This window comes from Chloroflexus islandicus (assembly GCF_001650695.1).
In the GTDB taxonomy this organism is placed as follows: Bacteria; Chloroflexota; Chloroflexia; order Chloroflexales; family Chloroflexaceae; genus Chloroflexus; species Chloroflexus islandicus.
In genome coordinates this window covers 1-24721 of sequence record NZ_LWQS01000080.1, presented here as the reverse complement: position 1 = coordinate 24721, position 24721 = coordinate 1, and the positions used below count along the sequence as shown (strand labels likewise).

At 62.7% G+C, this 24721-nt stretch carries 18 protein-coding genes; 8 read left to right on the top strand and 10 right to left on the bottom strand.

All coding sequences use genetic code 11. From position 1 onward, the window contains the following. The first annotated feature begins 859 nt into the window (after window positions 1–859). Both A6A03_RS15755 and A6A03_RS15750 read left to right on the top strand, forming a co-directional pair. Window positions 860–1489, top strand: a complete 630-nt coding sequence (locus A6A03_RS15755) for a protein-methionine-sulfoxide reductase heme-binding subunit MsrQ (protein ID WP_066790187.1) — start codon at window positions 860–862, stop codon at window positions 1487–1489. Continuing rightward, on the top strand, window positions 1452–2195 hold the full coding sequence (locus A6A03_RS15750) for a response regulator transcription factor (protein WP_066790185.1): 744 nt from the start codon (window positions 1452–1454) through the stop codon (window positions 2193–2195). The genes A6A03_RS15755 and A6A03_RS15750 overlap by 38 nt, the downstream gene beginning before the upstream one ends. Here A6A03_RS15750 and A6A03_RS15745 read toward each other — a convergent pair. After that, window positions 2167–3225 (bottom strand): ketopantoate reductase family protein, encoded by a 1059-nt coding sequence (locus A6A03_RS15745; RefSeq protein ID WP_066790183.1) that lies wholly within the window; start codon window positions 3223–3225, stop codon window positions 2167–2169. The genes A6A03_RS15750 and A6A03_RS15745 overlap by 29 nt on opposite strands. 1268 nt (window positions 3226–4493) lie before the next feature. Here A6A03_RS15745 and bcp point away from each other — a divergent pair. After that, window positions 4494–4961, top strand: coding sequence for a thioredoxin-dependent thiol peroxidase (gene bcp / locus A6A03_RS15730; RefSeq protein WP_066790177.1), 468 nt, complete (start codon window positions 4494–4496; stop codon window positions 4959–4961). Here bcp and A6A03_RS15725 read toward each other — a convergent pair. From A6A03_RS15725 to A6A03_RS15705, 5 genes are all read right to left on the bottom strand, one after another. Continuing rightward, window positions 4950–8555 (bottom strand): substrate-binding domain-containing protein, encoded by a 3606-nt coding sequence (locus A6A03_RS15725; protein ID WP_066790175.1) that lies wholly within the window; start codon window positions 8553–8555, stop codon window positions 4950–4952. The genes bcp and A6A03_RS15725 overlap by 12 nt on opposite strands. 269 nt (window positions 8556–8824) lie before the next feature. Continuing rightward, entirely contained in the window at window positions 8825–10276 is a 1452-nt protein-coding gene (locus A6A03_RS15720) for a tetratricopeptide repeat protein (RefSeq protein WP_066790173.1), read from the bottom strand. Next, a complete protein-coding gene (locus A6A03_RS15715; RefSeq protein ID WP_066790171.1) occupies window positions 10273–10479 on the bottom strand; it encodes a zinc-ribbon domain-containing protein in 207 nt (68 codons plus the stop codon). The genes A6A03_RS15720 and A6A03_RS15715 overlap by 4 nt, the downstream gene beginning before the upstream one ends. Before the next feature lie 565 nt (window positions 10480–11044). Then, window positions 11045–12718 carry a hypothetical protein gene (locus A6A03_RS15710; RefSeq protein ID WP_066790169.1) on the bottom strand — a complete coding sequence of 558 codons (1674 nt, stop codon included), beginning with the start codon at window positions 12716–12718 and terminating at the stop codon, window positions 11045–11047. 456 nt (window positions 12719–13174) lie between these two features. Then, the gene (locus A6A03_RS15705) at window positions 13175–14137 is read right to left on the bottom strand and encodes a GGDEF domain-containing protein (RefSeq protein ID WP_066790167.1); all 963 of its coding nucleotides are present in this window, start codon (window positions 14135–14137) and stop codon (window positions 13175–13177) included. Between the two features lie 608 nt (window positions 14138–14745). Here A6A03_RS15705 and A6A03_RS15700 point away from each other — a divergent pair. From A6A03_RS15700 to A6A03_RS15680, 5 genes are all read left to right on the top strand, one after another. Then, the gene (locus A6A03_RS15700; RefSeq protein ID WP_066790165.1) at window positions 14746–15840 is read left to right on the top strand and encodes a site-2 protease family protein; all 1095 of its coding nucleotides are present in this window, start codon (window positions 14746–14748) and stop codon (window positions 15838–15840) included. A 315-nt stretch (window positions 15841–16155) separates the two neighbouring features. After that, the gene (locus A6A03_RS15695) at window positions 16156–17019 is read left to right on the top strand and encodes a fumarylacetoacetate hydrolase family protein (protein WP_066790164.1); all 864 of its coding nucleotides are present in this window, start codon (window positions 16156–16158) and stop codon (window positions 17017–17019) included. A 109-nt stretch (window positions 17020–17128) separates the two neighbouring features. Next, complete coding sequence (gene fabF / locus A6A03_RS15690; RefSeq protein ID WP_066790163.1) at window positions 17129–18370, top strand: beta-ketoacyl-ACP synthase II; 1242 nt, start codon at window positions 17129–17131, stop codon at window positions 18368–18370. Between the two features lie 5 nt (window positions 18371–18375). Then, window positions 18376–19065 (top strand): ribonuclease III, encoded by a 690-nt coding sequence (gene rnc / locus A6A03_RS15685; RefSeq protein WP_066790162.1) that lies wholly within the window; start codon window positions 18376–18378, stop codon window positions 19063–19065. A gap of 52 nt (window positions 19066–19117) precedes the next feature. After that, window positions 19118–19975 carry an SDR family oxidoreductase gene (locus A6A03_RS15680; protein ID WP_066790160.1) on the top strand — a complete coding sequence of 286 codons (858 nt, stop codon included), beginning with the start codon at window positions 19118–19120 and terminating at the stop codon, window positions 19973–19975. Window position 19976: 1 nt separating this feature from the next. On the opposite strand, the gene A6A03_RS15675 is transcribed toward A6A03_RS15680, so the two are convergent. The 4 genes from A6A03_RS15675 to A6A03_RS15660 form a co-directional block, all read right to left on the bottom strand. Then, complete coding sequence (locus A6A03_RS15675) at window positions 19977–21017, bottom strand: zinc-dependent alcohol dehydrogenase family protein (RefSeq protein ID WP_066790158.1); 1041 nt, start codon at window positions 21015–21017, stop codon at window positions 19977–19979. A gap of 77 nt (window positions 21018–21094) precedes the next feature. Then, window positions 21095–21913 (bottom strand): PIG-L deacetylase family protein, encoded by an 819-nt coding sequence (locus A6A03_RS15670; protein ID WP_066790156.1) that lies wholly within the window; start codon window positions 21911–21913, stop codon window positions 21095–21097. Window positions 21914–22013: 100 nt separating this feature from the next. Next, window positions 22014–23048: an SIS domain-containing protein gene (locus tag A6A03_RS15665; protein ID WP_066790154.1), complete on the bottom strand. Its 1035-nt coding sequence runs from the start codon at window positions 23046–23048 to the stop codon at window positions 22014–22016. Then, window positions 23045–24592, bottom strand: a complete 1548-nt coding sequence (locus tag A6A03_RS15660; protein ID WP_066790152.1) for a glycoside hydrolase family 3 protein — start codon at window positions 24590–24592, stop codon at window positions 23045–23047. Before A6A03_RS15660 ends, A6A03_RS15665 begins: the two co-directional genes overlap by 4 nt. Between the last annotated feature and the right edge of the window lie 129 nt (window positions 24593–24721).

The following is a 24721-nucleotide window of genomic DNA, read 5'->3' as shown; positions in this document are numbered from 1 at the left end:
GCAAAGCTATAACCTACATCTACGCTCATACGTTCTGTCCCGAACCCGGCCCTAAAGGGCCGGGCTGGGGGTACGAAGCCCGCTGCGCGGGCTGCTGGCCCCCAACCCTAGCCCCGCTTGAGGGGCGGACAGAAATTTGGTCGAGTACAACCGTTGATCGCGGTGCCATGCCTCAAAGCGTAGCTCTCCGCCCTTCTCCCGCGCCAGTGGGAGAGGGGCTGGGGGTGAGGGTAAACCAGCGCATCGCAAAGCTATAACCTACATCTACGCTCATACGTTCTGTCCCGAACCCGGCCCTAAAGGGCCGGGCTGGGGGTACGAAGCCCGCTGCGCGGGCTGCTGGCTCACCCCTAGCCCCGCTTGAGGGGAGGACAGAAATTTGGTCGAGTACAACCGTTGATCGCGGTACAATGGCTCACAGCGTAGCTCTCCCCTCCCCGCTCCCGCGCCAGTGGGAGAGGGGTTGGGGTGAGGGTAAACCAGCGCATCGCAAAGCTATAACCTACATCTACGCTCATACGTTCTGTCCCGAACCCGGCCCTAAAGGGCCGGGCTGGGGGTACGAAGCCCGCTGCGCGGGCTGCTGGCTCACCCCTAGCCCCTCTTGAGGGGCGGACAGAAATTTGGTCGAGTACAACCGTTGATCGCGGTACAATGGCTCACAGCGTAGCTCTCCACTCCCCGCTCCCGCGCCAGTGGGAGCGGGGAGGGGGGGGTGAGGGTAAACCAGCGCATTGCAAAGCTATAACCTACATCTACGCTCATACGTTCTGTCCGCCCTTGAACCCCGTAGGGGGAGGTGGGAGAGAGAGTACATCGAGCAACACGCTCTATTTTTTATGATACATGGCACCTATCTATGACTGCAAATGTTACCCGCCTCGCCCCCCATCTGATCGGACTGCTGCCGCTCGCGTGGCTGATCGGTGATGCGCTGGGCAACCGGCTGACGGCCAACCCCATCCAATACCTCACCCAGCGCACGGGGTGGTTTGCGCTGGCATTGCTCTTGGCGTCGCTGGCGTGTACGCCGCTGAACCGCTGGTTGGGTTGGAAGCCGGTGATGCGCTGGCGTAAGCCGCTCGGTCTCTACAGTTTTGGTTACGCCAGCCTGCACCTCGCCATCTTTGCCGCGCTGGATTATGGTCTTGACCTTAGCTTGATCTCGCAAGCGGTGATCGAAAAACGCTACATTATCGCTGGTTTCCTCGCATTTCTGCTGCTCGTGCCGCTGGCGATCACCTCAACCGCCGGCTGGCAACGGCGGCTCAAGCAGTGGTGGCGGCGACTGCACCGGCTGGTCTATCTGGCCGCGGCGCTGGCGGTGGCCCATTACCTCTGGCTGAGCAAAGATCCGCGTCCAGCATTACTGGCTGGTTCAGTACTGATTGTGCTACTGGTAGCCCGTTTTCCCGCTAGGCAAAGCTGGCAGCGCGTGGTACAATGGCGCTATGAGCGAACTCAAAGACAAACTCGTACTCGTCGTTGATGACGAGCCGCGCATGATTACCTTCATGCGCATGAACTTAGAGCTGGAAGGGATGCGGGTCACGACCGCCACCAATGGCCGCGAAGCGGTCGAGAAGGTGCGCGAAGAGATGCCCGACATCGTGTTGCTGGACGTGATGATGCCGGTGATGGATGGGTTTGAGGCGCTGCGCCGCATCCGCAGCTTTTCGCAGGTGCCGGTCATCATTCTCACCGCCAAAGATGAGGAGGAAGACCGGGTGCGCGGTCTCGAACTCGGTGCGGATGATTACGTCGGCAAGCCCTTTAGCCAGCGTGAGCTGGTCAGCCGTATCCGGGCCGTGTTGCGCCGCCACTACACTCAGCCGCCCATCCCGCAAACGCTGGTCAAGGTTGATGACCGGCTCAGCATCGATTTTGCCCGCCGCGAGGTGCTGGTTGACGGCAAGCGGGTCAATTTGCGCCCAACCGAGTACCGGCTGCTCTACCATCTGGTGCAGAATGCTGGCTATGTGCTGACCCACGAGATGTTACTGAGCAAGGTGTGGGGGCCGGAATACCGCGACGAGAGCCATTATCTGCGCCTCTATATTACCTATCTGCGCCAAAAGATCGAAGAGGATCCGGCCAACCCCAAGTACATTTTGACCGAACGCGGCGTTGGCTACCGGTTTGTCGATTTCCCCGGCGCGCGCCGGATCAATCCCGCCGATGCGCCGGTGGTGTAACGCTGCACGCGGCCAACAGCCGTTCGGGTTGGCCGCGGTACTCCTCCCATGCCAATTCACCGCGGGCAATCCCGCCTAACACCCGCCATAAGCCGGCATTGACCGGCGCGGCAAGGCCGTGCGCCGCTGCGGCGGCAGCCACCGCGCCGTAGAGAAACTCACCCTCAGAACGGGTGCGTCCGGCGCGTAGATCGCGCAACAGCGACGGATCTTTGCCGCCGCGCCCGCCGGCCACGCGCTGGCGCAAGATCGGGTCGAGCAGCGCCGGCGGCAACCACCGGATGCCAAACGCGAGCAGCGCCGCCGGATAGCGGGGCAGATTGACCGGTTTCACCCCCATGGCCTGCATCACCGCCAGCGCCTCGCGCACTGCCGCTCGTTCGAGCGCGATCAGACGGCGGTCGGCGTACACCTGATCGACCGGCCAGCCGAGAATGGCGGCAGTGGCATTGCCCAGCATATTAAGCAGCGCCTTCGACCACTTCAGCGCCCGATAATCGGGGTAGCGCTGCACCACAAAACCAGCGGCAGCCAAGGCCGTCTCGGCCAGCGTCAGATCGCTCGCCGCACCCACCGGCGCCAAGCCGATGCCACCCGCTTTCGTAACCGTAATCGTCGTGGGGCCGGTCGCATCCACCGACGTGGTAATCGCGCCGGAAACGATCCGGTCGGCGCCGAACGCGGCAGCGAGCAGCTCTTCGTTGCCAATCCCGTTTTGCAAGGTGAGAATCGTCGCTGGATTGAGCGCGCGCAAGGTAGGAATCGCGCCTTCGGTATCGTACCCCTTCACACACAAGATCGCGAGTGCCGGCGACTGAAACGCCGGCGGCAGCTCGGCCACTGCGCCGGCCACCGTCAGGTTGGACAATTCACACGCGCCGATCCCGCTGACAACGAGCGGATTGGCTCGCAACGCCGCCGCACCGTTGGGACGGGTTAGCAGGGCGACCGGCGGCAGATTGGCGGCCTGCGCTAAGCGCGAGAGCACGAGCAACCCGATCGCGCCGCCGCCGACGATGACAATAGCCATGAATGCCTCCAGCTAGGGTTGATGCGATAGGAATGGGTTCAGACCCTCAGTTCCGCTCTCTATCCGGTGATGATGCCCAAGTATTGGCGTCCAGCGCTCGGATGGAGTGCGGCCGTCACACTGCCGCAGTCCAGAATGGGCTACGTCTCCGTGCAATGCGTTGAGCTGTCGCCCTCGCTGACGCGGGAGATTGCTTCGCCGCGCTCGGCGCGGCTCGCAATGACAAAACGCTGCGCAAACCACACTCCAGCATGGTTCAGCGACGACATCCCCGCGCTATGCGTTGAGCTATCGCTCGCGCTGGTGATGATAGCACCCATTGGCGTCCAGCGCTCGTAGGGAGTGCGGCAGTCAAACTGCCGTAGTCCAGAATGGCGCACTGACATGCAGGCCATCGTTCTCGCTGACGCGGGAGATTGCTTCGCCGCGCTCGGCGCGGCTCGCAATGACAACATGCCGCGCACACTGCTCTCCAGCATGGTTCAGCGACGACATCCCCGCGCTATGCGTTGAGCTATCGCTCGCGCTGACGCGGGAGATTGCTTCGCCGCGCTCGGCGCGGCTCGCAATGACATGTGGGCCATCCCGCGCGCTGGTGATGATAGCACCCATTGGCGTCCAGCGCTCGTCTGGAGTGCGGCAGTCAAACTGCCGCAGTCCAAAATGGGCTACGTCCCCGTGTAATAACCTTTGAGCCATCGTTCTCGCTGACGCGGGAGATTGCTTCGGGGGCTACGCCCCCTCGCAATGACAAAACGCCGCGCACACTGCTCTCAGCATGGTTCAGCGACGATATTCCCGCGCTATGCGTTGAGCTATCGCTCGCGCTGGTGATGATAGCACCCATTGGCGTCCAGCGCTCATATGGAGTGCGGCAGTCAAACTGCCGCACTCCAGAATGGCGCACTGACATGCAGGCCATTGCTCTCGCTGACGCGGGAGATTGCTTCGCCGCGCTCGGCGCGGCTCGCAATGACAACATGCTGCGCAAACCACACTCCAGCATGGTTCAGCGACGACCTCCCCGCGCTATGCGTTGAGCTGTCGCCCTCGCTGACGCGGGAGATTGCTTCGGGGGCTACGCCCCCTCGCAATGACAACATGCTGCGCAAGCAGCGCTGCCCCACCTCAGCCCACCTCTCGCCCCGCTGCGCCAAGCCCACACTTTTACCAAGGCTGTAGTATAGCGGAAAATGAACGAGCGGCACGCTGATTCGTGCTACCATGAAGGTGTCGGATCCGCATTTGAGTGAAGGAATACCACAGGTATGGCAACCCCTCCACAGGTTGGCGATCTTGCGCCTGATTTCACCTTGCCGAACGAAGCCGGTGAGCCGGTCTCGCTCAGCCAGTTTCGCGGCAAGCGGGTGATTCTCTATTTCTACCCTAAGGACGATACCCCCGGCTGTACGTCGCAGGCGTGCGGTTTTCGCGATGCTTACCCGGTGATCGAAGAGAAGAATGCTGTCGTGATCGGGATTAGTCCCGACAGCACCAAATCGCACGCCAAGTTTAAGACCAAGCACAACTTGCCGTTCATCTTGCTCGCCGATGAGCAGCACAGCGTGGCTGAAGCGTATGGCGTGTGGGGCGAGAAGTCGATGATGGGCAAGAAGTACATGGGCATCATCCGCTCGCATTTTGTGATCGACGAAGAGGGCCGGATTGCGCAGGCTGAGGTGAAAGTCAGCCCCGCCGATAGCGTCAAACGGGCACTGACGGCGTTAGGGCAGTGATGCCCCGCCCCGGCGGTATTCTTCCGGCGTTTGGCCGACCTCTTTGCGAAACACCCGGCTAAAGTAGCTGCTGCTCGAAAAGCCGACTTCGAGCGCGATATTGGTAATGCTCTTGTCGCTTTCGAGCAGCAACCGGCGCGCTTGCAACACTCGATAGCGGTTGAGATACTCGACCGGCGTGGCGCCGAGTTCTTGCCGGAAACAGTGGGTGAGGTAGTCTTCGCTCATGCCAACGTAATGAGCGATGTCTTGCCGGGTGATCGGGTGGTCGTAGTGGCTGTGGATGTACGCCATCGCCTTGCGCACCAGCATCTGCGCCTGATCACTCAGCCGCCGCCGCCGTTCGAGGGCGGCTTGGAGGTGGGTGAGGGTTTCACTGGCGCTGAACATGCCTTTGCTGAGCACCGCCGTCACCCCTTGATTGAGACGGGCCATATCCGCTTCGCTGAGCATGCGCCCGGTAATCACGATCACCGGAATATCACGCCACTCTTTGCGCGCGCGCATCGCCTCAAGCAGCGCAAAGCCATCCATTTCCGGCATCATCAGATCGAGCAGCACCAGATCGATTTTTTGCTGAGCCAAGATCGCAAGCGCCTCGCGGCCCGAACGGGCGCGTTGGACGTGGATGGCGGCGTTGTGGGCTTGAATGAGGCGGGCATGCAGCTCGAGCGTATCGGGATCGTCATCAACCACAAGGATGGTGGGATTGCGCTCGGTGGGGCCGGCAGCCAGCCAGTATTGGTCGAGCGCACGGCTGAGATCGGCCAGATCGATCGGCTTCGTGAGGTAGTTAAACTCCATCACGCTACCGTGCTGCTCGGTCATTGCATAGCACAAGAGCGGCAGATCGCGGGTGGCCGGGTTCGCTTTCAGCACCCGGATCGTCTCCCACCACGCCCGTTCGCCTTGGGTCGCATTGAGCACGACGGCGCTATAGCTCTTGCTGAGCAGTTCCGCCAGCCATGCCGCGCTCTCGTCGATCGGGAAGGCGGCAACCGTAAAGCCACGCTGTTCGAGATAGCGTTGCAGCCGCTCGTCCGGCCCTGCCGAGAGCAACAACACCCGCGGTAAAGCCGGCATAGCCGGCGCGCTGCGCCGCCGTTTGGGGGCCGGTGCAGCAATCACCGGCAAGCGGAAGAAGAATTCGGAACCCTCGCCTTCGATGCCGCTCGAGCGCACCCCGATCTCGCCGCCGTGCAGCGCGACCAGCCGCTTGCAAATCGCCAACCCCAAGCCAATGCCGCCGTAACCGCGGCTCGTGCTACGCTCTGAACGCTGAAACTCGTCGAAGATTCGCGCTTGCTCTTCCGGCGGCAGGCCAATCCCGGTATCGCGCACCGTGACCGTCACGGCATCAGCGGCAGGGGTGACGGTCAGGCTCACGCTGCCGCGCGCGGTGAACTTGATCGCATTGACCACCAGATTCAGCCCGATCTGGTGCAGCCGGGTGCGATCGCCCCACACCCATGGCCCCTCGGCAGGGATCGAGTCGTGCCACGCCAGATGTTTATCAGCAGCCATCTGCTGGCCGGCCTCGGCCACTGCCCGCATCACTTGCCCTAAATCGACCACTTCGCAGGCCAAGCGCAACTGGCCGGCATCGCTGCTGGCCAGATCAAGCACATCGCTGATCAGGCGGCCCAAATGGCGCGCATTGGCATAAATCCGCTTCAGATCGGCGCGCAGCGCCGCCGGCAACTGGCGCTCGCCAGCAGCGCTCTCACGTAACAGCAGATCGCTCATGCCGACAATCAAATTGAGCGGGGTCTGCAACTCGTGGCTCACCATCGAAAGGAAACGACTTTTAAGCTGGTTGGCCTCTTCGGCCAACCGCCGGCCTTCGTTCGCCGCCCGGTACAAGCGGGCCGTATTGAGCGCGGCGCTGATCTGTTGCGCAATCGCACCGTAGAGGTCAAGCCGCGAGGTGTCGAAGGCGACAAAACCAGCCTCGCTGCCGGCGCCGGTCAACGGAACGAGGGCGAGTTGGTAGGCTTGGCGGGCCGGCAGCCATTGCGACGGCGGGAAGGCGCGGCTGCGAATGCGAATCACCGGCTGTTGCGGTGCTGTCACATCCCGCAACCGGCACCACGCCACCGGATCATCACCCTCGGCTTCAAAAAAGCCGATCCAGAGCAGCGGCAAGTTCAGTTCGGGCAAATGCCGGGCCAGAATCTCGTAGATATCACTCTCAGCTAGCGCGTTCAACAAGCGCGCAGTGAGCCGGCCCAAGCGGTTATTGGTTTGTTGTTGGGAATTGAGGTAATGCCAATGCTGAAAGCGCATCGCGGCGCTCATCGTCACCCGCGCTTCGTCCAGCAGTTCGTGGGCAAGAGGATGGAACGCCGGATCAAGCAGATTCGGTAACGCATCACGAATGAAGGAGAGCGCGATTTGCCATTCGTGGGTATCATCGCCGGCAGCAGCCACCTGTTTGAGCGTCTGCGCCAACACTGCCCGCATAGAGGCCGGATCTGAGTGCTGCACAGCTTGGGTAAAGGCAGTCACAAGGCGGAGGCACAGCCGGTATACCTCATCACGGGTCAGGCCGCGCGATCTGAGACTCAGCATCTCGCTAATCGAGCGTGCAAGCGCGGCAGCGCGATCGGCAGCGTCCGGTTGATCAGTGTGATGGGCAGCCATTTCCAACGCATCGGCCAGCACCGCGCTCTGGCTACAGCCGCACGACTCGCGGATCACCAGCCGGGCCGGCACCTGCACCAACTCCGGCAACGGCTGGCGATCGCGCAGGTGGCGCACCATCAGTTCGAGGGCCTGATACCCCAGCCGGAAGAGGGGAATCTGCATCGTCGTCAAGACCGGTTCGTGCAACAACCCTTCGGGACGATCATCAAACCCAATGATCGCCACATCGTCCGGCACGCGCCGGCCCGCCGCACGCAGCGCCGCAATCGCCCCCAGCGCCGATTCGTCGTTGCTGGCCAGCACGGCGGTAAAGGGTTGGCCGGTCGCCAGCAACTGCTGCATGGCCGCATAACCGCCGGCAAACACGTGACGGCCAAAGGCGATCAGGCGTGGATCGACCGCCAAGCCGAATTGGGCCATCGCGGCCTCAAAGGCGCGCAGCCGTTCACCCGAATCGCCGTCGAGATCGGTTTCGCTGCCGGCAATGAAGGCGATGTGGCGATGGCCATGCTCAACCAAATGGCGGAGAGCGGCGAAGATCCCGCCGGCATTGTCGGCGACAATGGCCGGCCCGGCTTCGCCCGATCCAACGAACACAATCGGATGGCCGGCGGCGCGGATCGACTGGATCAGGCGCGATCGTTCGGGCCGCTGCAGGGGATTGATCACGATCAAGCCATGGGTATTCCACGGCCCCACCGGCACAAAATCGGCATCATCGGCCACTGCCGGCCACGCCGGACGCGGCGGATCGTTAATCTGGCCGGAAGCGCCCATCCCGCAGGCCAGCAGCAGGTTGCACCCCAACTCGTGGGCAGCGTGGCGCATACCGTGGTAGATCGGGCTTAGGTAGCTCAGCGTCAGCGCCGTACCGTAGAATTGCCAACCGGCGATCACCCCCACCGTGGGGCGGCGCGAACGGTGCATCGTTGCAGACGTGGTGCGCATACAGCATATTCCTTGGGAACGTGAAGACGCAAGGTGTTATGAAACGCAAAGACGCCAAGGCGCAACGCGATGGATGGTACATGGGCGCGCTAATGGGCTTATCTATCATACCACCTTTACAGAGCCGTATGGTTCGACGCCGCCGTGGCAACCCAACGATGCCAAGCCGCAACGCGATACATAGGTGGTACATACGCGCACGTATGAGACCATCCATCATATCGCCTTTGCGGAGCCGGACAGCCGTCCGGCGCTACTGCGCCTTTGTGTTACCTGCCTCCGATCAGCTCCAGCGCGGTTTCAGCCCGTTGCCGCCACATACTCGCCGGGGCCTGATCAGCGACCTGCTCCAGCGCGGCCCGGCCATTAGCCCGATCACCGGTAGCGTTCAGCGCCAAGCCGTAGTAAAAGCGTGCCTCAACCCCGGCCCCGGCTGCCAGCGCAGCGGCGGCGGCAGCCTGCGCACCGGCGGCATCGCCGCAATAGTAGCGCGTACCGGCCAGCACCGTCAGCGCTTCGGGATCGTCGGCCAACACATTAGCCGCTGCCTGCGCCGCCTGCAAACCGCTGGTGCAACGCTCAAAGCCACTGTCGAGATGAAAGCGAGCGGCCAACAACGCATAACGGGCGCGTTCAGCGACCGGCGCCGCGATCACCGCCTGTTCATACGCATCGGCGGCGGCGACAAAATCACGCTGGGCCAACGCAAGACCAGCCTGCGCCAAGGCCAGCGCCGGCCCGCCGTGACCGGCGGCGCGCAACTGTTGCAACCGCTCGCCAGCCGCGGCTAGATCACCGCCGTTGAGGTAGGCCAGCGCCAGCAAGGGGCCAATGCGCGGATCATCAGGATGCGCGGCGGCCAATTGCTCTAGTTGTTCAAGCCCTTGCTGCCGATCACCCAACCGCAGATGGGCATAGGCGCGGTAGATCGCCGCCGCCACGCCGTGCGGCCCGGCGGGGTCAACCTGCGCCAAAAACGCTAGCGCCAGCCGGTCATAACCAAGATCGAGGGCCAGTTGGCCGAGCAACTGCGGACGCGCCGCCGGCTCGGCGGCGAACACGGCGGCAAGGGTGGCTGGATCGGGGGCCGGCGGCAGGAGCGGATGAGCGAAGGGATCGGGCGGGAAGGAGGTTGCCGGTATGGTGAGGTCTGGGATTGCGGCAGAGTCGAACAGCGCCGCTACCATAGCCCGTCGCCCGATCACAAAGCCGGCCCAATCGTCGGGCAGCGCATCGAGCGCGACAGCACGATACACCGCCAACGCCGCCTCGATCCGCCCATTGCGCAAATCATCATCGGCCAGCAGCAGATCGCGTTGGGCACAGCGATCAGGATCGCAGTGCGCCAGCGACTGCCATGTCTGGCGCGCCGTGGCGATGTCGCCTTCGATGGCCGCCACGCGGCCAAGGTAGAGCACCGCGAGCTGGTAATCGCGGGGACGCAACCCAGCTTTGATAGCCGCGACCAACGCGCGGCGGGCCGGATCAACCTCGCCGCGCACGGTGAGGACAATGCCCCGGCGCAAGGCGGCATCACTGAGGGTCGTGGCCAGTTCGGTGTACGCAGCGAGCGCGGCGCGATACTGCCCGGCGGCAAAGCGGGCATCGGCCCGGCGCAGCGCATCGTAGGGGTCGGGGCGTAGGGCAATCAGTACGGCGGCCACCGCCGCCAACGCCAACGTTACCCACGCGCCAAACTGTCGCCAACGCCACGCAATCACTCGTCGTTATCGTCTTCCGGGCGCGGTTCAGGGCGGCGGCGCGCCGCCTGCGCCTCGCGGCGGTTGCGGCACTTGGGGCAGCGGGTCGGCTCGTTGAGGAAGCCTTTATCGGCGTAGAACTCCTGCTCGCCAGCGGTGAAGATAAAGGTAGCGCCGCAACTGCGGCAGATTAATTCCATATCGCGGTAGAAGATCATCGCCATAGACGCCTGCCGGGCGGTACGGGTTTGCTTGCCGGAACTGTATTGTACCATGACCAAGGCAGGGGTGGGGTGGGTTTCGGGCCGCTGGGGAAGAGGAATAGCCACAAAAAGACACAAGAGGCACGAAAAAGATTGGCGATGTTGCGGCTTTTGGTGGTTGTGGTGGCCCACCCCCGGCCTCACTGGGGTATTGTTTACCACCGAGGACGCAGAGGACGCGGAGAGGGCGGGGTATAAGCGCGCCGGTAGTCATGCCATCAAACTCTTTGTGTCGTCTGTGTCTTTGCGGTTGCCCTCACACCCAGCCCCCTCTCCCACCTTGATGGCGGGAGAGGGGGAGGCGCTGCGGTGCCGGAAAGGACACCTACTCAGCCAACGCAATGATCGCCACTCCCCAGCGCCAGTCGAAAGAGGCGAGGATGAGGGGCATATCATGGGTACTGCCGAGCGCGCAGAGGACACGGAGGAGGGTGTTCATTCCAACTCCTCTGCGTCCTCTAAGTCTCTGTGGTTCCATCCTCCTCCCCTCTGCTCGCTCTACGGCTTGACGATGACACCTCTACCATCACGGCCACATCTTCAACAGCACCGGCAAAAATAGATTCGTCGTGCGCGCGGTAGGCGGCAACGGCGCACCGGTCACCAACGAATCGGCGAGCCAATTCAAATAACATTCGAGATTGGTATAACCTTCGATGCCGGTAAAGAGCACTGAGAGGCGCGTGTCATTGTGATCGGGCGCGTTTGGATTGAGGCCATACCGCAGCTCAAACCAGTCCGGCATCCCATCGTTGTCGGTATCTTCCGGCGGCGCGGGCGGCGTGGTGAAATCGAGCGTCAGCGCATCGTTCGCGCCGGCTTGATTGCGCGGGGTCGGATCGATCACGCCGCTCGCGAGCGCCGCCATAAACCGCCGGTCTTGAGCATCGCGCGGAAACGCGCCGGCGTTGGCCAGCATATAGGCGATCAGTTGATCAGCCGGCGTGTACGAGATCGGCGGAAAATCGTGGCGCGCATTGAGCCGCTGCGCTACCCCGAAATCAGTGTTGGGATGGCTCTGGTCGAAGTCGTTGCAACAATACGCTAACTGATAATCGCGGTAATCAGGATAGAGATTGAGCTGATTGCCGGAAACATAGAGCGCATTCTCGCTCACCGCGATCACATCGTACAGGATCAAACCGTAGGTGAAATCGCTGCGCGCCACCGCATAGTTGTTCACCCAGTTCAGATTGAGCCGGTACGGCCCGTTGGCCGGATCACCATCAACATCACGCCCGTACCAAATATTGATGCCGGGATCCCACAACAGATTGCTTGAAAGTTCAAGATTGAGCGGGTGAGCTGCGCAATCGCTGAATTGGCCCGGCAGATCGGGATAGTTTGACGCTTCGCAGGTGATTTCCGGCAGACGGCCATCGAGCCGGTACCAGAGGTTATGGTGCAGAGAGAGGTTGTTTTGCGGCAAATCAGGATGGGAATAGTTCAGCAATACGCCGCCATAGGGGGCGTGATCGCCAACGGTTTCGGCAAAAATCGAACGCTGGATCGTGCCTGACGAGGCCCAACTGATTTGGGCCACCTCGTCGGCGGCATTCGCGAACGAACTGTGGTCAATAATAAACGTGCGGATGCCATCGAGCCGCAACGCATCGTCGAGCGCCGCTGGGTTGCCATCGAGATGCACCGCCGGACGTGAGCGCAGATGGCGGACGATCAGGTTGCCGCAATCGTTTTGCTCGTAGTGACCATCGCAGATCAACCCGCGTACAATAATCCCGCCCGGCGAGGTTTGGCCGGCAATGGTGACGTTGCCATGAACAATATTGGCCGCAGCGTCGATCACGCCACTCACTTTAAAGAGGATGTAGCGCGCGCCTTCTTGGCGCAACGCCCAATTGAGCGATCCGGGGATCGTGCCGTTGGGATCGGGATCAAGCGTGGTGACATAGATCACTTGGCCGCCGCGCCCGCCGGTGGCCTGCGCGCCAAACCCCTCGGCGCCGGGGAAGGCCGGAATAGACCCTTGCGCCGGTTGCGGCAGTGCAGCCGGAGGAGCGGTAGGCAGGGCCGGCGGTTCAGCCGGAGCGCGGGTGGCGCTGCTTGCTGGCAGCGGGGTGGCAGCCGGCGCAGTTGGGGAGTCCTGCGGCGGCGCAGCAAACGAGCATGCCAACAACCCGAAACTGGCCAGCAGCGTGAACAGCAAGCGGAGCAAGCGGTTGGGCGGAGTTATGTTCATACATTCTCTACTCAATGACAATACCGGCCATCCGGTCACGCTCAGCAAGCCGCACGCTAGCGTTGGCACGACCGCAAGAACGATCCGCCGCACAATGGCGGGGGTGAGAAGCAACCTCGCTCCGCCTTCCGGGCCAGACGAAAGCCCGAAACCAAGCACGACATCAGATTGCTGCGCATCGTGTAAATAGCTAGATTCTAGGTGATGGAATGGTCAATGTCAATGATATATTCGGCATCATTTGCAACGCAGCCTCGGCGAGACGTGCTGCGCGTACGGGCGAGAGATAGTGGCGGGATGATGCCAAGCATTGCTCTGCCGCTATGTGGACGACCTTACGTGCCGTTATAGTAAGGGTGCGTGGACGCCCTCGAAGACAGTGCGTCGCCCAAATTGAGCAAAAAACGCGAATCAGGGCAATCTTATAGCGGCCAAGCAGGCTGCACCGGCCGCAAGTTATGCTGTCCGCCCCACCACCACCCGGTTCTTGCCGGCGGCCTTCGCCTGTGCGAGGGCAGCAGCGGCAAGACGCAGCACCGTATCGGCGTCACGGCCATGTTGGGGCACTGAGGCCACTCCAATCGAGATCGTGACCGGAAACGGCCAGAGCTGCGAGCGTTCGATCACGCGCTGGCGCAACCGTTCGGCCAGCGCCGCCGCGCCGCTGACACCGGTCTGCGACAGCACGACCAGAAACTGATCGCCAACATCCCAGCGCGCCAACAGGTCGCTCGGCCGCAACTGTTCGCGCAGGGTAGTCGCGAGATCGTGGATCATCTGATCGCCGGCGACATAGCTTAGCTCATTGTAACGACGCAGATCGTCGCCATTGATCAGCAAGATGCTACAGGCATAGCTTTGGGCCAGCGCGTTGCTCATCAACTCAGCCAACCGGCGACGGGCAGCGATGCTGTTGGGCAAGCCGGTAACTGGATCGAGATCGAATTGTTCTTGGTTGGTGAGCGTCGCTCCCAAAGCGGCCAGTTGTGTGATCAGCCGGTTAAGCACCGCATCGCGATCGGCGATATCGGCAGTGAGCTGGCGCACAATGGTCGCCGGATCGCTGCCAGCGGCAATCTCGTGCCGCCGGATGAGCGGGAGTGCCGCGAGATTGAGCCGTTGCGCCTGCCGTTCAAATAGCTTACGCAGCCGCTCGATCTGGGCCGGCTTGGCCGCTGGTTCGTCAGGCGGCGCGACCATTACAAACTGCGTGTCGCCGGGTTGGTACAGCGTACCGGCTAGCTCTTCGCGCAACAATAACGCCAACCAGCGCAAGGTGGCTGCGGTGGCCGGTTGCAAGAGGTGGATGTCGATCAAGACGCACGGCACGGTGGGTTGGGCCAGCCATTCGGCAAAGGCGAGCAGATTGGCGGCGCCGGTATTTGGATCGCGGCGCAACGCATCGGCGATGACAGGCATGCTTCCCTCCCCCTCAAGCGAGTGATGCAATTCTTTTGAAGCGTCACAATAAAGACACAAAGGCGTTGATGGCCTACATGCATAAACTATGATCGTGTGCTCGTTTGCGCACAAACATCACGAATGACCCGAAAGACAATGCCGCAAGCAGGATAATATAAGCAATTATATCCTATCAGAATACCATGTCGCTCGTGATAAAGGACGCAGAGGTGGCTACTCAGGCCAAAGCCCGCTGCACCTTTGCGCCCTCACCCCCCAACTCCCTCTCCCACCTTACGGCAGGAGAGGGGGCGCTGTCTGTACCCTCCCTCAGCGGGGGAGGGTTGGGGTGGGGCAACCGGTTGCTCCCGCAGAGGAGGAGAATCCGTTCAAACCGCTTTGAGTCCTCTGCCCCCTTCGAGCCTTGGCGTTTCACCCTCTGCGTCCTCTGCGTTCTCCGCGCCTTGGCGTTTTCAACCTTTGCGTCCTCTGCGTTCCTTTGCGCCTCTGCGTTTCACCCTCTGCGCTCTTTGCTCGCTTGGCGGCTTGGCTTGGATCACCTTATCAATCTACCCGCCTGTGGTATGATGAATCACGACGTTACCGTTGCAAAGGACACTACTGCTATGTTCGACTTCGACTCCTCTACTGCTCTCCGCATGCTGGCCGCTGAAGTGATGCTCGTGAATACCAGCGAAGAACTGATCAGCAACGATCAGCGAGCAGTGCGCTGCCGCGGCCAACTGCTGCTTGAGGCGCAAGCGGCTCACGATACGATCGTGGCGCGGGCGCAGGCGCTCGGTTACACCCCGCTGTTTCAACACGATCCAGCCGGCGCCGCTATTCTCTTCATCCCCACCCCGCCCAAAGCGCCACCCTCGCGCTTGTGGCTGGCCGTATTGCTCTTTGTGCTGACCATTTTTTCGACCATGGCGGTTGGCGGATTGCAACAAAACGAGAGTACTGGTCAGATCACCGTTAACTGGGGTCACGCACTGAGCTTCAGCGGCTCGCTGCTCGCGATCTTGCTCGCGCATGAATTAGGCCACTTTTTTGTTGCCCGCCGCGAACGGGTGGCGGTGAGCTATCCATTCTTTATTCCGATGCCCTTTTTCTTGCTCGGTACGATGGGTGCGTTTATCGCGATTAAGGATTTGGTGCCCAACCGGCGGGCGCTGCTCGCGATTGGGATCGCCGGGCCGCTGGCTGGGTTGGTGGTGGCGATTCCGGTGCTGATGATCGGCCTGAGCATTTCGGAAGTGAAGCAGGTCGTGCCCTTGCCCGGCAGCTTTACCGAAGGCAATTCGCTGCTCTACGCTGCGATCAAGATTCTGATCTTCGGGCGCTTCTTGCCCAGCGGCGGCGAGGATGTCTACCTGCACCCAATGGCCTTGGCTGGTTGGGCCGGCCTGCTGGTCACCGGTCTCAACTTGCTGCCCGCTGGCCAGCTCGATGGCGGCCATATCTTTTTTGCCCTGTTCGGCCCGCGCGCGGCCCGGATCATGAGCATGGTGGTCGCAGTGGCGCTGCTCGGCCTTGGGTTTTTGTGGTCGGGATGGTTTATTTGGGCGGTGATGATTGCCCTGATCGGCCAGCAACGCAGTCCGCTCCGCAACGAGATTTCGCCGCTGACCGGGCCGTGGCGCTGGTTGGCATGGCTAGGCATTGTGACCTTTATTCTGGTCTTTACGCCGGTGCCGCTGACGGTCATGAACCCCTAAGCGGCAAGCGATGAGGCTTCACCCTTTCGCCACCAATTGCGCAGGTTCGATTGATGGCGTTGCGATGCGTCGTTTCGCCCTCACCCCCAGCCCCTCTCCCACTGGCGTGGGGGATGGGAGTAGAGAGTCGGACGTTGAGGCATCGCACAGCGATCAACGGTTGTGATCGACCACATATTCTGTCCGCCCCTCAAAGCCGCCAGCGAGCATGGGCGCGATTGCCGTGCTCTCTCCATCCGCTGCGGTTGCCATCACCCCGCGCCTGCTGCGGTACAATAGCCCGCACAGGATGCAGTGTGCAATGTTGGAGGAGCTATGAAGCTGTTGACCTACCGGTACGAAGGGGTTGAACGGGTAGGAGCGCTGCGCGGCGACGAGGTGATCGATCTCTCGCCGGTGGCGGCGTCGATGCTGGAGTTGATCGAGGGCGGGCCAGAATTGCTGGTCGAGGCGCGGAAGGTGGTTGAGGCGGCAGCCGGCGGCCCGGCGCTGGCGGCGGTGGAATTGCGCGCCCCGATCCCGCGTCCGCGTAAGAATATCATCTGCCTTGGCATGAACTACGCTGCCCACGCGATCGAGTCGCTGCGCGCGAAGGGCTTGCCTGAGAAGCTGCCCCAGCATCCGGTCTTCTTTAGCAAGATGCCCACTGCCGTCAATCATCCCAACGCGCCGGTGCCACTGATGGCCGATGTCTCGTCGCAACGCGACTGGGAAGTGGAGCTGGCCGTGATCATCGGGAAGCGCGGGCGCGATATTCCGGCTAGCGAAGCCTACAATTACATCTTTGGCTATACTATCCTCAACGATGTCAGTGCGCGCGATCTGCAATCGCGCCATCACCAGTTCTTCTACAGCAAGAGCCTCGACGGCAGCGCGCCCATGGGGCCGTGGATCGTCACCACCGACGAGATTCCCGATCCGCACGCGCTCGGCATTCGCCTGCGCCTCAACGGCGAGCTGGTGCAGAACTCGGTGACGCGCGATATGATCTTCGATATTCCCACCTGCATCGCCACCTTCAGCCACGGCGTCACCCTCGAACCGGGTGATATCATCGCCACCGGCACCCCTGCCGGCGTCGGCATGGGCATGACCCCGCAGCGGTGGTTGCAGGCCGGCGACGTGATGGAGGCCGAAATCGACGGGATCGGCGTCTTGCGCAACGAGGTGGTTGCGTAACCCAGAGAGGTGCGCACAGCCCGCTTCATTACCACCATACCGGCGCGGCATGATATAATGCGCGCCGGTGTGATCGTTTTTTGATAAACATTCGTAACAAGGAGCGGCCATGGATCGACGGGTGGTAGTGACCGGTATGGGGGCAATTAGCCCATTAGGCCTCAGTGTAGCCGAACTTTGGCAAGGGATTGTCACAGCGCGTAGCGGCGTCGGCCCGATCACGCTGTTTGATCCCGCCGGTTTTGATACCCGGTTTGCCGCTGAAGTCAAAGGCTTCGATCCAACCAACTATATGGATCGGAAAGAGGCCCGCCGCACCGACCGCTTTGTCCAGTTTGCCGTGGCCGCCACCAAAGAGGCGCTGCGCGACGCCGAATTAGAAATTACCCCCGCTAACCGCGATGAGATCGGCGTCTTTATCGCCAGCGGCATCGGCGGCATTGCAACGCTCTCGGAACAGTTGGATGTGTTGCGCAGCCGCGGGCCGGGCCGCATCAGCCCGTTCCTGATCCCAGCCATGATCACGAACCTCGCCGCCGGACAGGTCTCGATCGTCACCGGCGCGCGCGGCCCAAGCTACTGCGTCACCTCGGCCTGCGCTAGCTCGGCCCACGCGCTGGGTGAGGCCGCCGAGACGATCCGGCGCGGGTGGGCCAAGGCGATGATTGTTGGCGGCAGCGAGGCCAGCATTACCCCGATCGGGGTGGCTGGCTTTAACGCGATGCGCGCGCTCTCGACTCGCAACGAAGACTATGCCCACGCTTCACGCCCCTTCGACGCCGAACGCGACGGCTTTGTGATGGGTGAAGGCGCGGCGGTTCTCATCCTCGAAGACCTTGAATTTGCCCGCGCTCGCGGCGCGCGTATTCTGGCCGAAGTGGCAGGCTATGGCGCTACCTCCGACGCTTACCATATCTCGAACTTGGCCGAAGACGGCGAGGGCGTGGCCCGCGCGATCCGGCTCGCGCTGCAACGAGGCGGCATTGCTCCCAGCGAAGTCGATTACATCAATGCCCACGCCACCTCAACCCCTGCCGGCGATCCGGTAGAAACCGCTGCGATCAAGCAGGTCTTCGGCGGGCGCGAGCAGTCGCCGCCGGTCAGCGCCAGCAAGTCGCAGTTTGGCCATCTGCTCGGCGCCGCCGGTGCGATCGAGGCGGTGGTGACGGTGCTGGCCATGCAGCACAATCTCTTGCCGGCGACGATCAATTTGCAGCAGCCTGACCCAGAGTGCGATCTCGATTATGTGCCCAACCAGCCGCGTCCAGCGACGATTAACGTGGCGCTGAGCAACTCGTTTGGGTTTGGCGGGCACAATGTCTGCCTTGCCTTCCGTAAGTATCACGGATAATCACGATGGCCGACCGGCTAGCCGCCCTCGAACGAGAACTCGGTCTCGCCTTTCGCGATCGCAAGCTGTTGCAGACGGCGCTGACCCACCGTTCGCTCTTCAACGAGCAGCCGCATCTGCTGCGCGAGCTGACCGATAACGAGCGGCTAGAGTTTCTTGGCGATTCGGTGTTGCATTTTGTCACCACGACGTGGCTGTTTACCACCTTTCCCGATCAAGACGAAGCCACGCTGACCCATTGGCGGGCGGCGCTGGTCAGCACCAAAGGGCTGGCCGAATGCGCTGCCCAACTTAATCTCGGCCAGTATGCCTACCTCTCGCGGGGTGAAGATAATCCGGTGGGGCGGCGGCGTCCGGCCTTGCTGGCCGATCTGTTCGAGGCGCTGATCGGCGCGATCTATCTCGATCAGGGGCTGGAAACAGCAATTGGATTTATTGTGCCGTTCTTGCGGGCACGGATCGATACCATCCGCCAGACCGTAACCGACCCAACCACCGCCTTGCAAGAGCTGGTGCAGGCCCGCCACAAGAGTTTGCCTGCTTATCGCCTGATCGAAGCGCGCGGCCCCGAACACCGGCGCGAATATGTGATGGCGGTGATGGTTGAAGGGCAAGAATATATCGGCATCGGATCCAGCAAAAAAGAGGCCAAAAAAGCCGCGGCCCAAGCCGCTCTCGCTGCATTAAACTTGTAGGGGCACACGGCAGTGTGTCCCCCGGCGTGCGGCTCTCATCAATCGACTCGCTATGAACACCACCTACCTCATCACTGGCGGCACCGGTTATCTTGGCAGCGCATTGATCCGGCATGCCCGCGCGCGCGGCATCCCGGTGGTCGCCACCTTTCACAGCCAAACCCCGCCGGCCCAACCCGGCGTGATCTGGCAACCGCTCGATCTGCGCGATCCGGCGGCAGTGACCGCCCTCATCACGACCGTGCGACCCGCCGCCATCATCCACACCGCCTTCCGCCAATACGAACCCGACCTGATGGCGATCACCGGCGAAGGCCCCGGCTACATCGCCACTGCCGCGGCGCAGACCGGCGCGCGCCTGATCCACATGTCAAGTGATGTGATTTTCGATGGCGAAAAGACCGGCGCCTACACCGAAGCTGATCCGCCCAACCCGATCACCGATTATGGCCGGGCCAAGGCGCGAGCCGAAGCGCTCGTACAGGCGATCTATCCGGCAGCCGCGATTGTGCGCACCTCGCTCATCTACGGCTTCGATCCGCTTGACCGCCACAGCGCCTTTGCGCTGGCCGTAGCGCGTGGGGAACGGACGGAGAAACTCTTCTACGACGAGCTGCGCTGCCCCGTGTTCGTTGATGATCTGGCGGCGGCGCTGCTCGATCTGGCGCAGAGTGATTATCGCGGGGTGATCAATCTGGCCGGCGCCGAGACGCTCAGCCGCTACGAGTGGGGCCGGCTGCTGGCCCAAGCGTATGGCCTCGATCCCGACCGCATCGCCGGCGCGTTCAGCGCCGAAAGCCCCACCCCGCGCCCGCGCAACTGCGCGCTCGACATCAGCCGCGCGCTGGCCTTGGGATACCGGCTGCGCGGCGCGCGCGAAGTCTTGCGTGCCGTGGGCCGGTTGCCGTAACTCAAAACTCGGTAATCACCGTTACGCCTGATCCACGAAAGCTGTCGAGATCAACCAGCGCCGCCGGCGCTTCGTCCAGCCGGATCGTGCGCCCGATCAAGCGTTGCGGTTGCACCTTGCCCGACTGGATGAGATCGAGCATGGCGTCGTAGCGGTGGGCTTGCATCCCGTGGCTGCCCATAATCACCAGCTCGCGGGCCACGACAATATCCATCGGCAACGGCGGCATGCGTTGCGCGGCCAATAACAGCCCCACTTGCACATGGCGACCCCGTTTGCGCAAACTGGCGATCGAGTTAGCGCAGGTGGTTGGACTACCCAACGCATCGAGCGACAGATGCACCCCGCCGCCGCTCAGATCGCGCACCGCGCTCACCACATCAGTTTCGGCCATTGCATCCACCACTGCGGTTGCGCCAACCGCGCGCGCCAGTTCCAGCCGCTCTGGATTAATATCGATCCCGATTACCTGCCCGCCTAACGCGCTGGCCAGCATAATCGCCGACAAGCCAACGCCGCCGCAGCCATACACCGCCACCCACTCGCCGGCGCTGATCCGGCCCAGATCAACCACGGCGCGGAACGCGGTCGCGAACCGGCAACCGAGACTGGCAGCAACAGCAAAGCTCATCTCATCCGGCAAGCGCACCAAATTGAGATCGGCGCGGTCGAGCGCCACATATTCGGCGAACGACCCCCAATGGGTGAATCCCGGCTGAAACTGGTGATCGCATACCTGCTGCTGGCCGGCTTGGCACTGCGGGCAAACGCCGCACGCGCAGACGAAGGGTACCGTCACCCGATCGCCAACCCGCCAGCGGGTGACCCGCTCGCCAACCGCGACTACTTCGCCGGCCAGCTCGTGTCCCGGCACGTGCGGCAGCCGAATATCGGGGTCATGCCCCATCCAGCCGTGCCAATCGCTACGGCAGAGACCGGTGGCGCGAACCGCCAGCACTACTCCATCGGGTGACGGCGCGGGATCAGGCAGATTGGCAATCCAAGGCATCTGGCCGAAGGCTTCGTAATAAACGGCGCGCATACGCGACTCCTTGTATGGGTAAACATGCCGAGGTCGCAGCCATGCTAGCACACCTCGACCGCCAGCATACACAGTCGCTACGCGCGCACCCAAAACCGTTCACCGTACCATGCTCCCGGCGGCGCGACCCGCTGGGCATAGGCGCGCACCGCCGCGTTGATCACCTCACCAGCTTCGATAGCATCCACAGCGCGCCCCAACTGGCTGTGGCTCAGTTCGGCCAATTGGCTAGCATAAGCCGCAATTGCAGCCAAGCGCGCATTCATCCGCTCGTCGATCGCGCGCGCGAGCGGGCGCAACGGCCAGTCAAGCTGGGCCAGCCGCCGCTCAAGTTCGCCATCGCGCGCGACATACGGGAAATCTTCGTACCACATCACCGGCCCCGCCAATTGTGCGGCGATCCGGCAGGTGAGTTGGTGATCGACATGCTGCCCAACTCCCAAGGGGGCATAGATGACGGCTTGCGGAAACCGGGTGCGAAGGTGATGGCATAGCTCGTGAAGCGTCGTCACGAGCGGATCGACCGGATCAGGCGCGCCGAACAGCGTCTCGCGGCTGTGGTAGGCTTGCGGCATGCGGTAGATCGCATCGAGCGCGCCGGCCCACAATCCATCGGCGCCTAACGTCGCCAACGCTGCCTGCTCTTCAGCTAGCCGGGTTTGTATCACCTCTCCCGGCGACAAGCCCCATTCCGCATGAAAGTGTTGGGCCAGCGGGCTAAACGCCGCATCAACCGGCGGCGCAGCGGTACAGACAGTCACGACCAGCACCGGTTCGCCGGCAGCGACCGCCGCGGCAATCGAGCCGCCGCACGACAGCGCGGCGTCATCGAGGTGCGGCGAGAGGATGATATGCTGATATGAGCGGTGGAGTTCGCTGAGATGTGAGCAGATCATGCGTGATCAGACCTTTCGGCGATACGGTCAATCGATACCAAATGGGCATTGTTTCCAATCCTGCACCGGTGAGACGCACGGGTATTGCTGGTTGTTCCCCTCACTCGGTGCGGGTCACTTTCCGCAACCCGCGCGGCGCAGCCGGATCAATTCCACGCGCTAACGCGAGATGATAGCAGAAGAGTTGGGCCGGGACAATCGCGACAATCGGCGCCAACCAGCCGGGCATGCTACGAGGCAGGCGCAGATTGAGCGGATGTGCGGCGAGGATCGTCTCATCGTCGCTGAGCGCCAGCAGATCGGCTCCGGCAGCGCGCAAACGCGCCAGCAGCTCGATCGTGCTCTGGCTGCCGGCATCGCGCGGCGCGATCGCCAGCACCGGAAACCCCGGCTCGATCAGCGCGATCGGGCCATGCTGAAATTCAGCAGTCGAGTAGCGTTCCGCCACCACGTAGGCCATCTCTTTGAGCTTGAGCGACCATTCGAGCGCAGTCGCCAACTGAAAGCCACGCCCCAACACGACACAATGGCGCATCTCGCGAAAGTGGGCAGCCGCCGCTGCCGCGCCGGCTTCAAGGTGCAACGCCGCCGTAAGCGCCGCCGGGAGCTGGTTGAGTTCGGTGAGCCGGGTCTGGTCGTTGGCCAGCGCGACCGCCACCAACGCAAAGACGGTCAATTGCGCCGTATAGGTTTTGGTCGCCGCTACCGCCAATTCCGGCCCGGCGGCGATATCAAAGTGCAGCGCAGCGCGTTGGGCCAGCGGCGAAGCGGCATCGTTGGTGATGGCCAGCGTCAACGCACCCTGCCGCTGCGCTTCGTCGATCACCGCTAGGATGTCGGGCGATTGGCCGGATTGCGAGACGCCAATCACCAGCGCATCGCGGAGTTGGGGCGGCTGCCGGTAGATGGTGAACAGCGACGGCGCGGCCAGCGCCACCGGCAGACCGTTGAGCGCCCCTAACAGGTATTGGCCGTAGATGCCGGCGTGTTCTGAGGTGCCGCGTCCGGCGAGGTAGACATAGCGAATGTCGCGGGCGCGAATCGTGGCTGCGATGTGGTGCGCTTGGCTCAGGCCGTATTCGAGCAAGCCGGCGATAACGTCCGGCTGGGAGCGGATCTCTTGATAGATCGTCATACCGTCGTATCCTGTTCTACGCCGCGCACCGGCAATTGCCCGCGCAACGCCAGCTCGCCCCATAATCCGGCAGCGAGTGCGCGGAGCGCAACCGGCTGGATGCTGTAGGTGCAGAGGTGAGTTTGCGCTTGCGGGTAGGTCAGCAAATCGGTCGGCACCCGGAGCGCCACTGTGATCAGCGGTGTTTCGCGCTGGGCCAACGCTTGGGCCAGTCGCGCTTGCCCGCGGTGGGTTTGGGCATTGATCGTGCCAAGGATGACCAGATCGGCCCCGGCCACCGCCGCCAACAGATCGGCAATTTCAGCCGGTGTCGGATCGATGGTGGTTGTATAGCCACTGGTATTGGCGTGGTAGCGCCGCACTGCTTCAGCCAACGCTGGCTGTTCGGTCGCCGAAGTGTCGGCAGGCGTGAGGTTCACCGGCTGCGGCATCACCACCGCAATCCGCGCCGTGGCCGGCAACCGCACCGGCAAGACGCCGGCCCGATCGCGCACCAAGGTGATAGCGCGTTGGGCGACTTCATCAGCTAACGCCTGATGGGCCGCGCACCCAACGACACTTGGGTCAGGCCGCACTTGCGCGCGTAGCCACCGGCGGAGAGCGGCAATTCGCTGGCGCGCAGCGGCAGCCGTCTCGCCACCGTCGATCGCTTGCAGCAACGCTATCGTCTGTGCGAGATCATTCCCCTCACCGAGCAAGAGCAGGTCAATCCCAGCCTGCACTGCCTCGCGCAGGGCCGTAGCGCTGTCGCCATCCGGCGCAAAGGCGGCCATATCAAGCGCATCGCTGATGGTAACGCCGCCAAAACCGAGCTGCTGGCGCAAGACAGCCATCACGTCCGGCGCGCGGGTCGCAGGACGCTCAACCACACCAAGCGCCGGCGCCGCGAGATGGCCGATCATCACCGCGTGCGTCCCGGCAGCGATGGCCGCAGCAAACGGCGGCCATTCGACAGCGCGTAGTCGTGACAGATTGTGATCGACAACGGCCAATCCATAATGGCTGTCGCTGCTGGTGTCGCCGTGACCGGGGAAGTGCTTGGCGGTTGCGGCCACACCGCTCTGCTGAAAGCCGGCCACCATCGCCGCCGCCAACGTCCCTGCCAGCGCCGGCTCATCGCTAAAGGAGCGCACCCCGATCACCGGGTTGTTGGGGTTGGTGTTCACATCACACACCGGTGCATAGACCAGATTGACCCCTAGCGCCGCCAATTCGGCGCCAATCGCCGCCCCCACCCGAAACGCCAGCGCCGGCGAGCGCGTCGCTCCCAGCGCCATCGCGCCGGGGAAGGCGGTGAGGCCGGGCAACGCCTGTAACTGGCCCCCTTCTTGATCGGCCCCGATCAGCAGCGGGCCGTAGCCGGCGGCGGCAGCCATAGCCTGCAAGCGTTCGGTCAACCGCCAGATCCGCTCCGGCGGCGCACCATTCAAGTGGCGGTAGAGCGTCACGCCGGCAATCCGGTGCTCGTGGATGATTCGTTCAACCTGCGACGGCGGTTCGTCACCGGCAAACCAGATCAACAATTGTTCGGTAAGGGTGGTCATGGCATCTTCCTTAGAGATCGCGAAATGTGAACCGAGGCAGCGGTGGTGCGGTACATAGCCCCACCCCCTGCCCCTCTCCCGCCGGGGCCGATAGCCCCCACCCCCTGCCCCTCCCCCGCTGGGGGAGGG

What these genes read in the sequence shown, in the direction of transcription:
- A6A03_RS15745 (WP_066790183.1), bottom strand. Translation starts at nt 3,225, where the DNA reads ATGGCTATTGTCATCGTCGGCGGCGGCGCGATCGGGTTGCTCGTGCTC.
- A6A03_RS15750 (WP_066790185.1), top strand. Translation starts at nt 1,452, where the DNA reads ATGAGCGAACTCAAAGACAAACTCGTACTCGTCGTTGATGACGAGCCG.
- fabF (WP_066790163.1), top strand. Translation starts at nt 17,129, where the DNA reads ATGGATCGACGGGTGGTAGTGACCGGTATGGGGGCAATTAGCCCATTA.
- bcp (WP_066790177.1), top strand. Translation starts at nt 4,494, where the DNA reads ATGGCAACCCCTCCACAGGTTGGCGATCTTGCGCCTGATTTCACCTTG.
- A6A03_RS15725 (WP_066790175.1), bottom strand. Translation starts at nt 8,555, where the DNA reads ATGCGCACCACGTCTGCAACGATGCACCGTTCGCGCCGCCCCACGGTG.
- A6A03_RS15710 (WP_066790169.1), bottom strand. Translation starts at nt 12,718, where the DNA reads ATGAACATAACTCCGCCCAACCGCTTGCTCCGCTTGCTGTTCACGCTG.
- A6A03_RS15665 (WP_066790154.1), bottom strand. Translation starts at nt 23,048, where the DNA reads ATGACGATCTATCAAGAGATCCGCTCCCAGCCGGACGTTATCGCCGGC.
- A6A03_RS15660 (WP_066790152.1), bottom strand. Translation starts at nt 24,592, where the DNA reads ATGACCACCCTTACCGAACAATTGTTGATCTGGTTTGCCGGTGACGAA.
- A6A03_RS15680 (WP_066790160.1), top strand. Translation starts at nt 19,118, where the DNA reads ATGAACACCACCTACCTCATCACTGGCGGCACCGGTTATCTTGGCAGC.
- A6A03_RS15700 (WP_066790165.1), top strand. Translation starts at nt 14,746, where the DNA reads ATGTTCGACTTCGACTCCTCTACTGCTCTCCGCATGCTGGCCGCTGAA.
- A6A03_RS15695 (WP_066790164.1), top strand. Translation starts at nt 16,156, where the DNA reads ATGAAGCTGTTGACCTACCGGTACGAAGGGGTTGAACGGGTAGGAGCG.
- A6A03_RS15755 (WP_066790187.1), top strand. Translation starts at nt 860, where the DNA reads ATGACTGCAAATGTTACCCGCCTCGCCCCCCATCTGATCGGACTGCTG.
- rnc (WP_066790162.1), top strand. Translation starts at nt 18,376, where the DNA reads ATGGCCGACCGGCTAGCCGCCCTCGAACGAGAACTCGGTCTCGCCTTT.
- A6A03_RS15670 (WP_066790156.1), bottom strand. Translation starts at nt 21,913, where the DNA reads ATGATCTGCTCACATCTCAGCGAACTCCACCGCTCATATCAGCATATC.
- A6A03_RS15675 (WP_066790158.1), bottom strand. Translation starts at nt 21,017, where the DNA reads ATGCGCGCCGTTTATTACGAAGCCTTCGGCCAGATGCCTTGGATTGCC.
- A6A03_RS15705 (WP_066790167.1), bottom strand. Translation starts at nt 14,137, where the DNA reads ATGCCTGTCATCGCCGATGCGTTGCGCCGCGATCCAAATACCGGCGCC.
- A6A03_RS15715 (WP_066790171.1), bottom strand. Translation starts at nt 10,479, where the DNA reads ATGGCGATGATCTTCTACCGCGATATGGAATTAATCTGCCGCAGTTGC.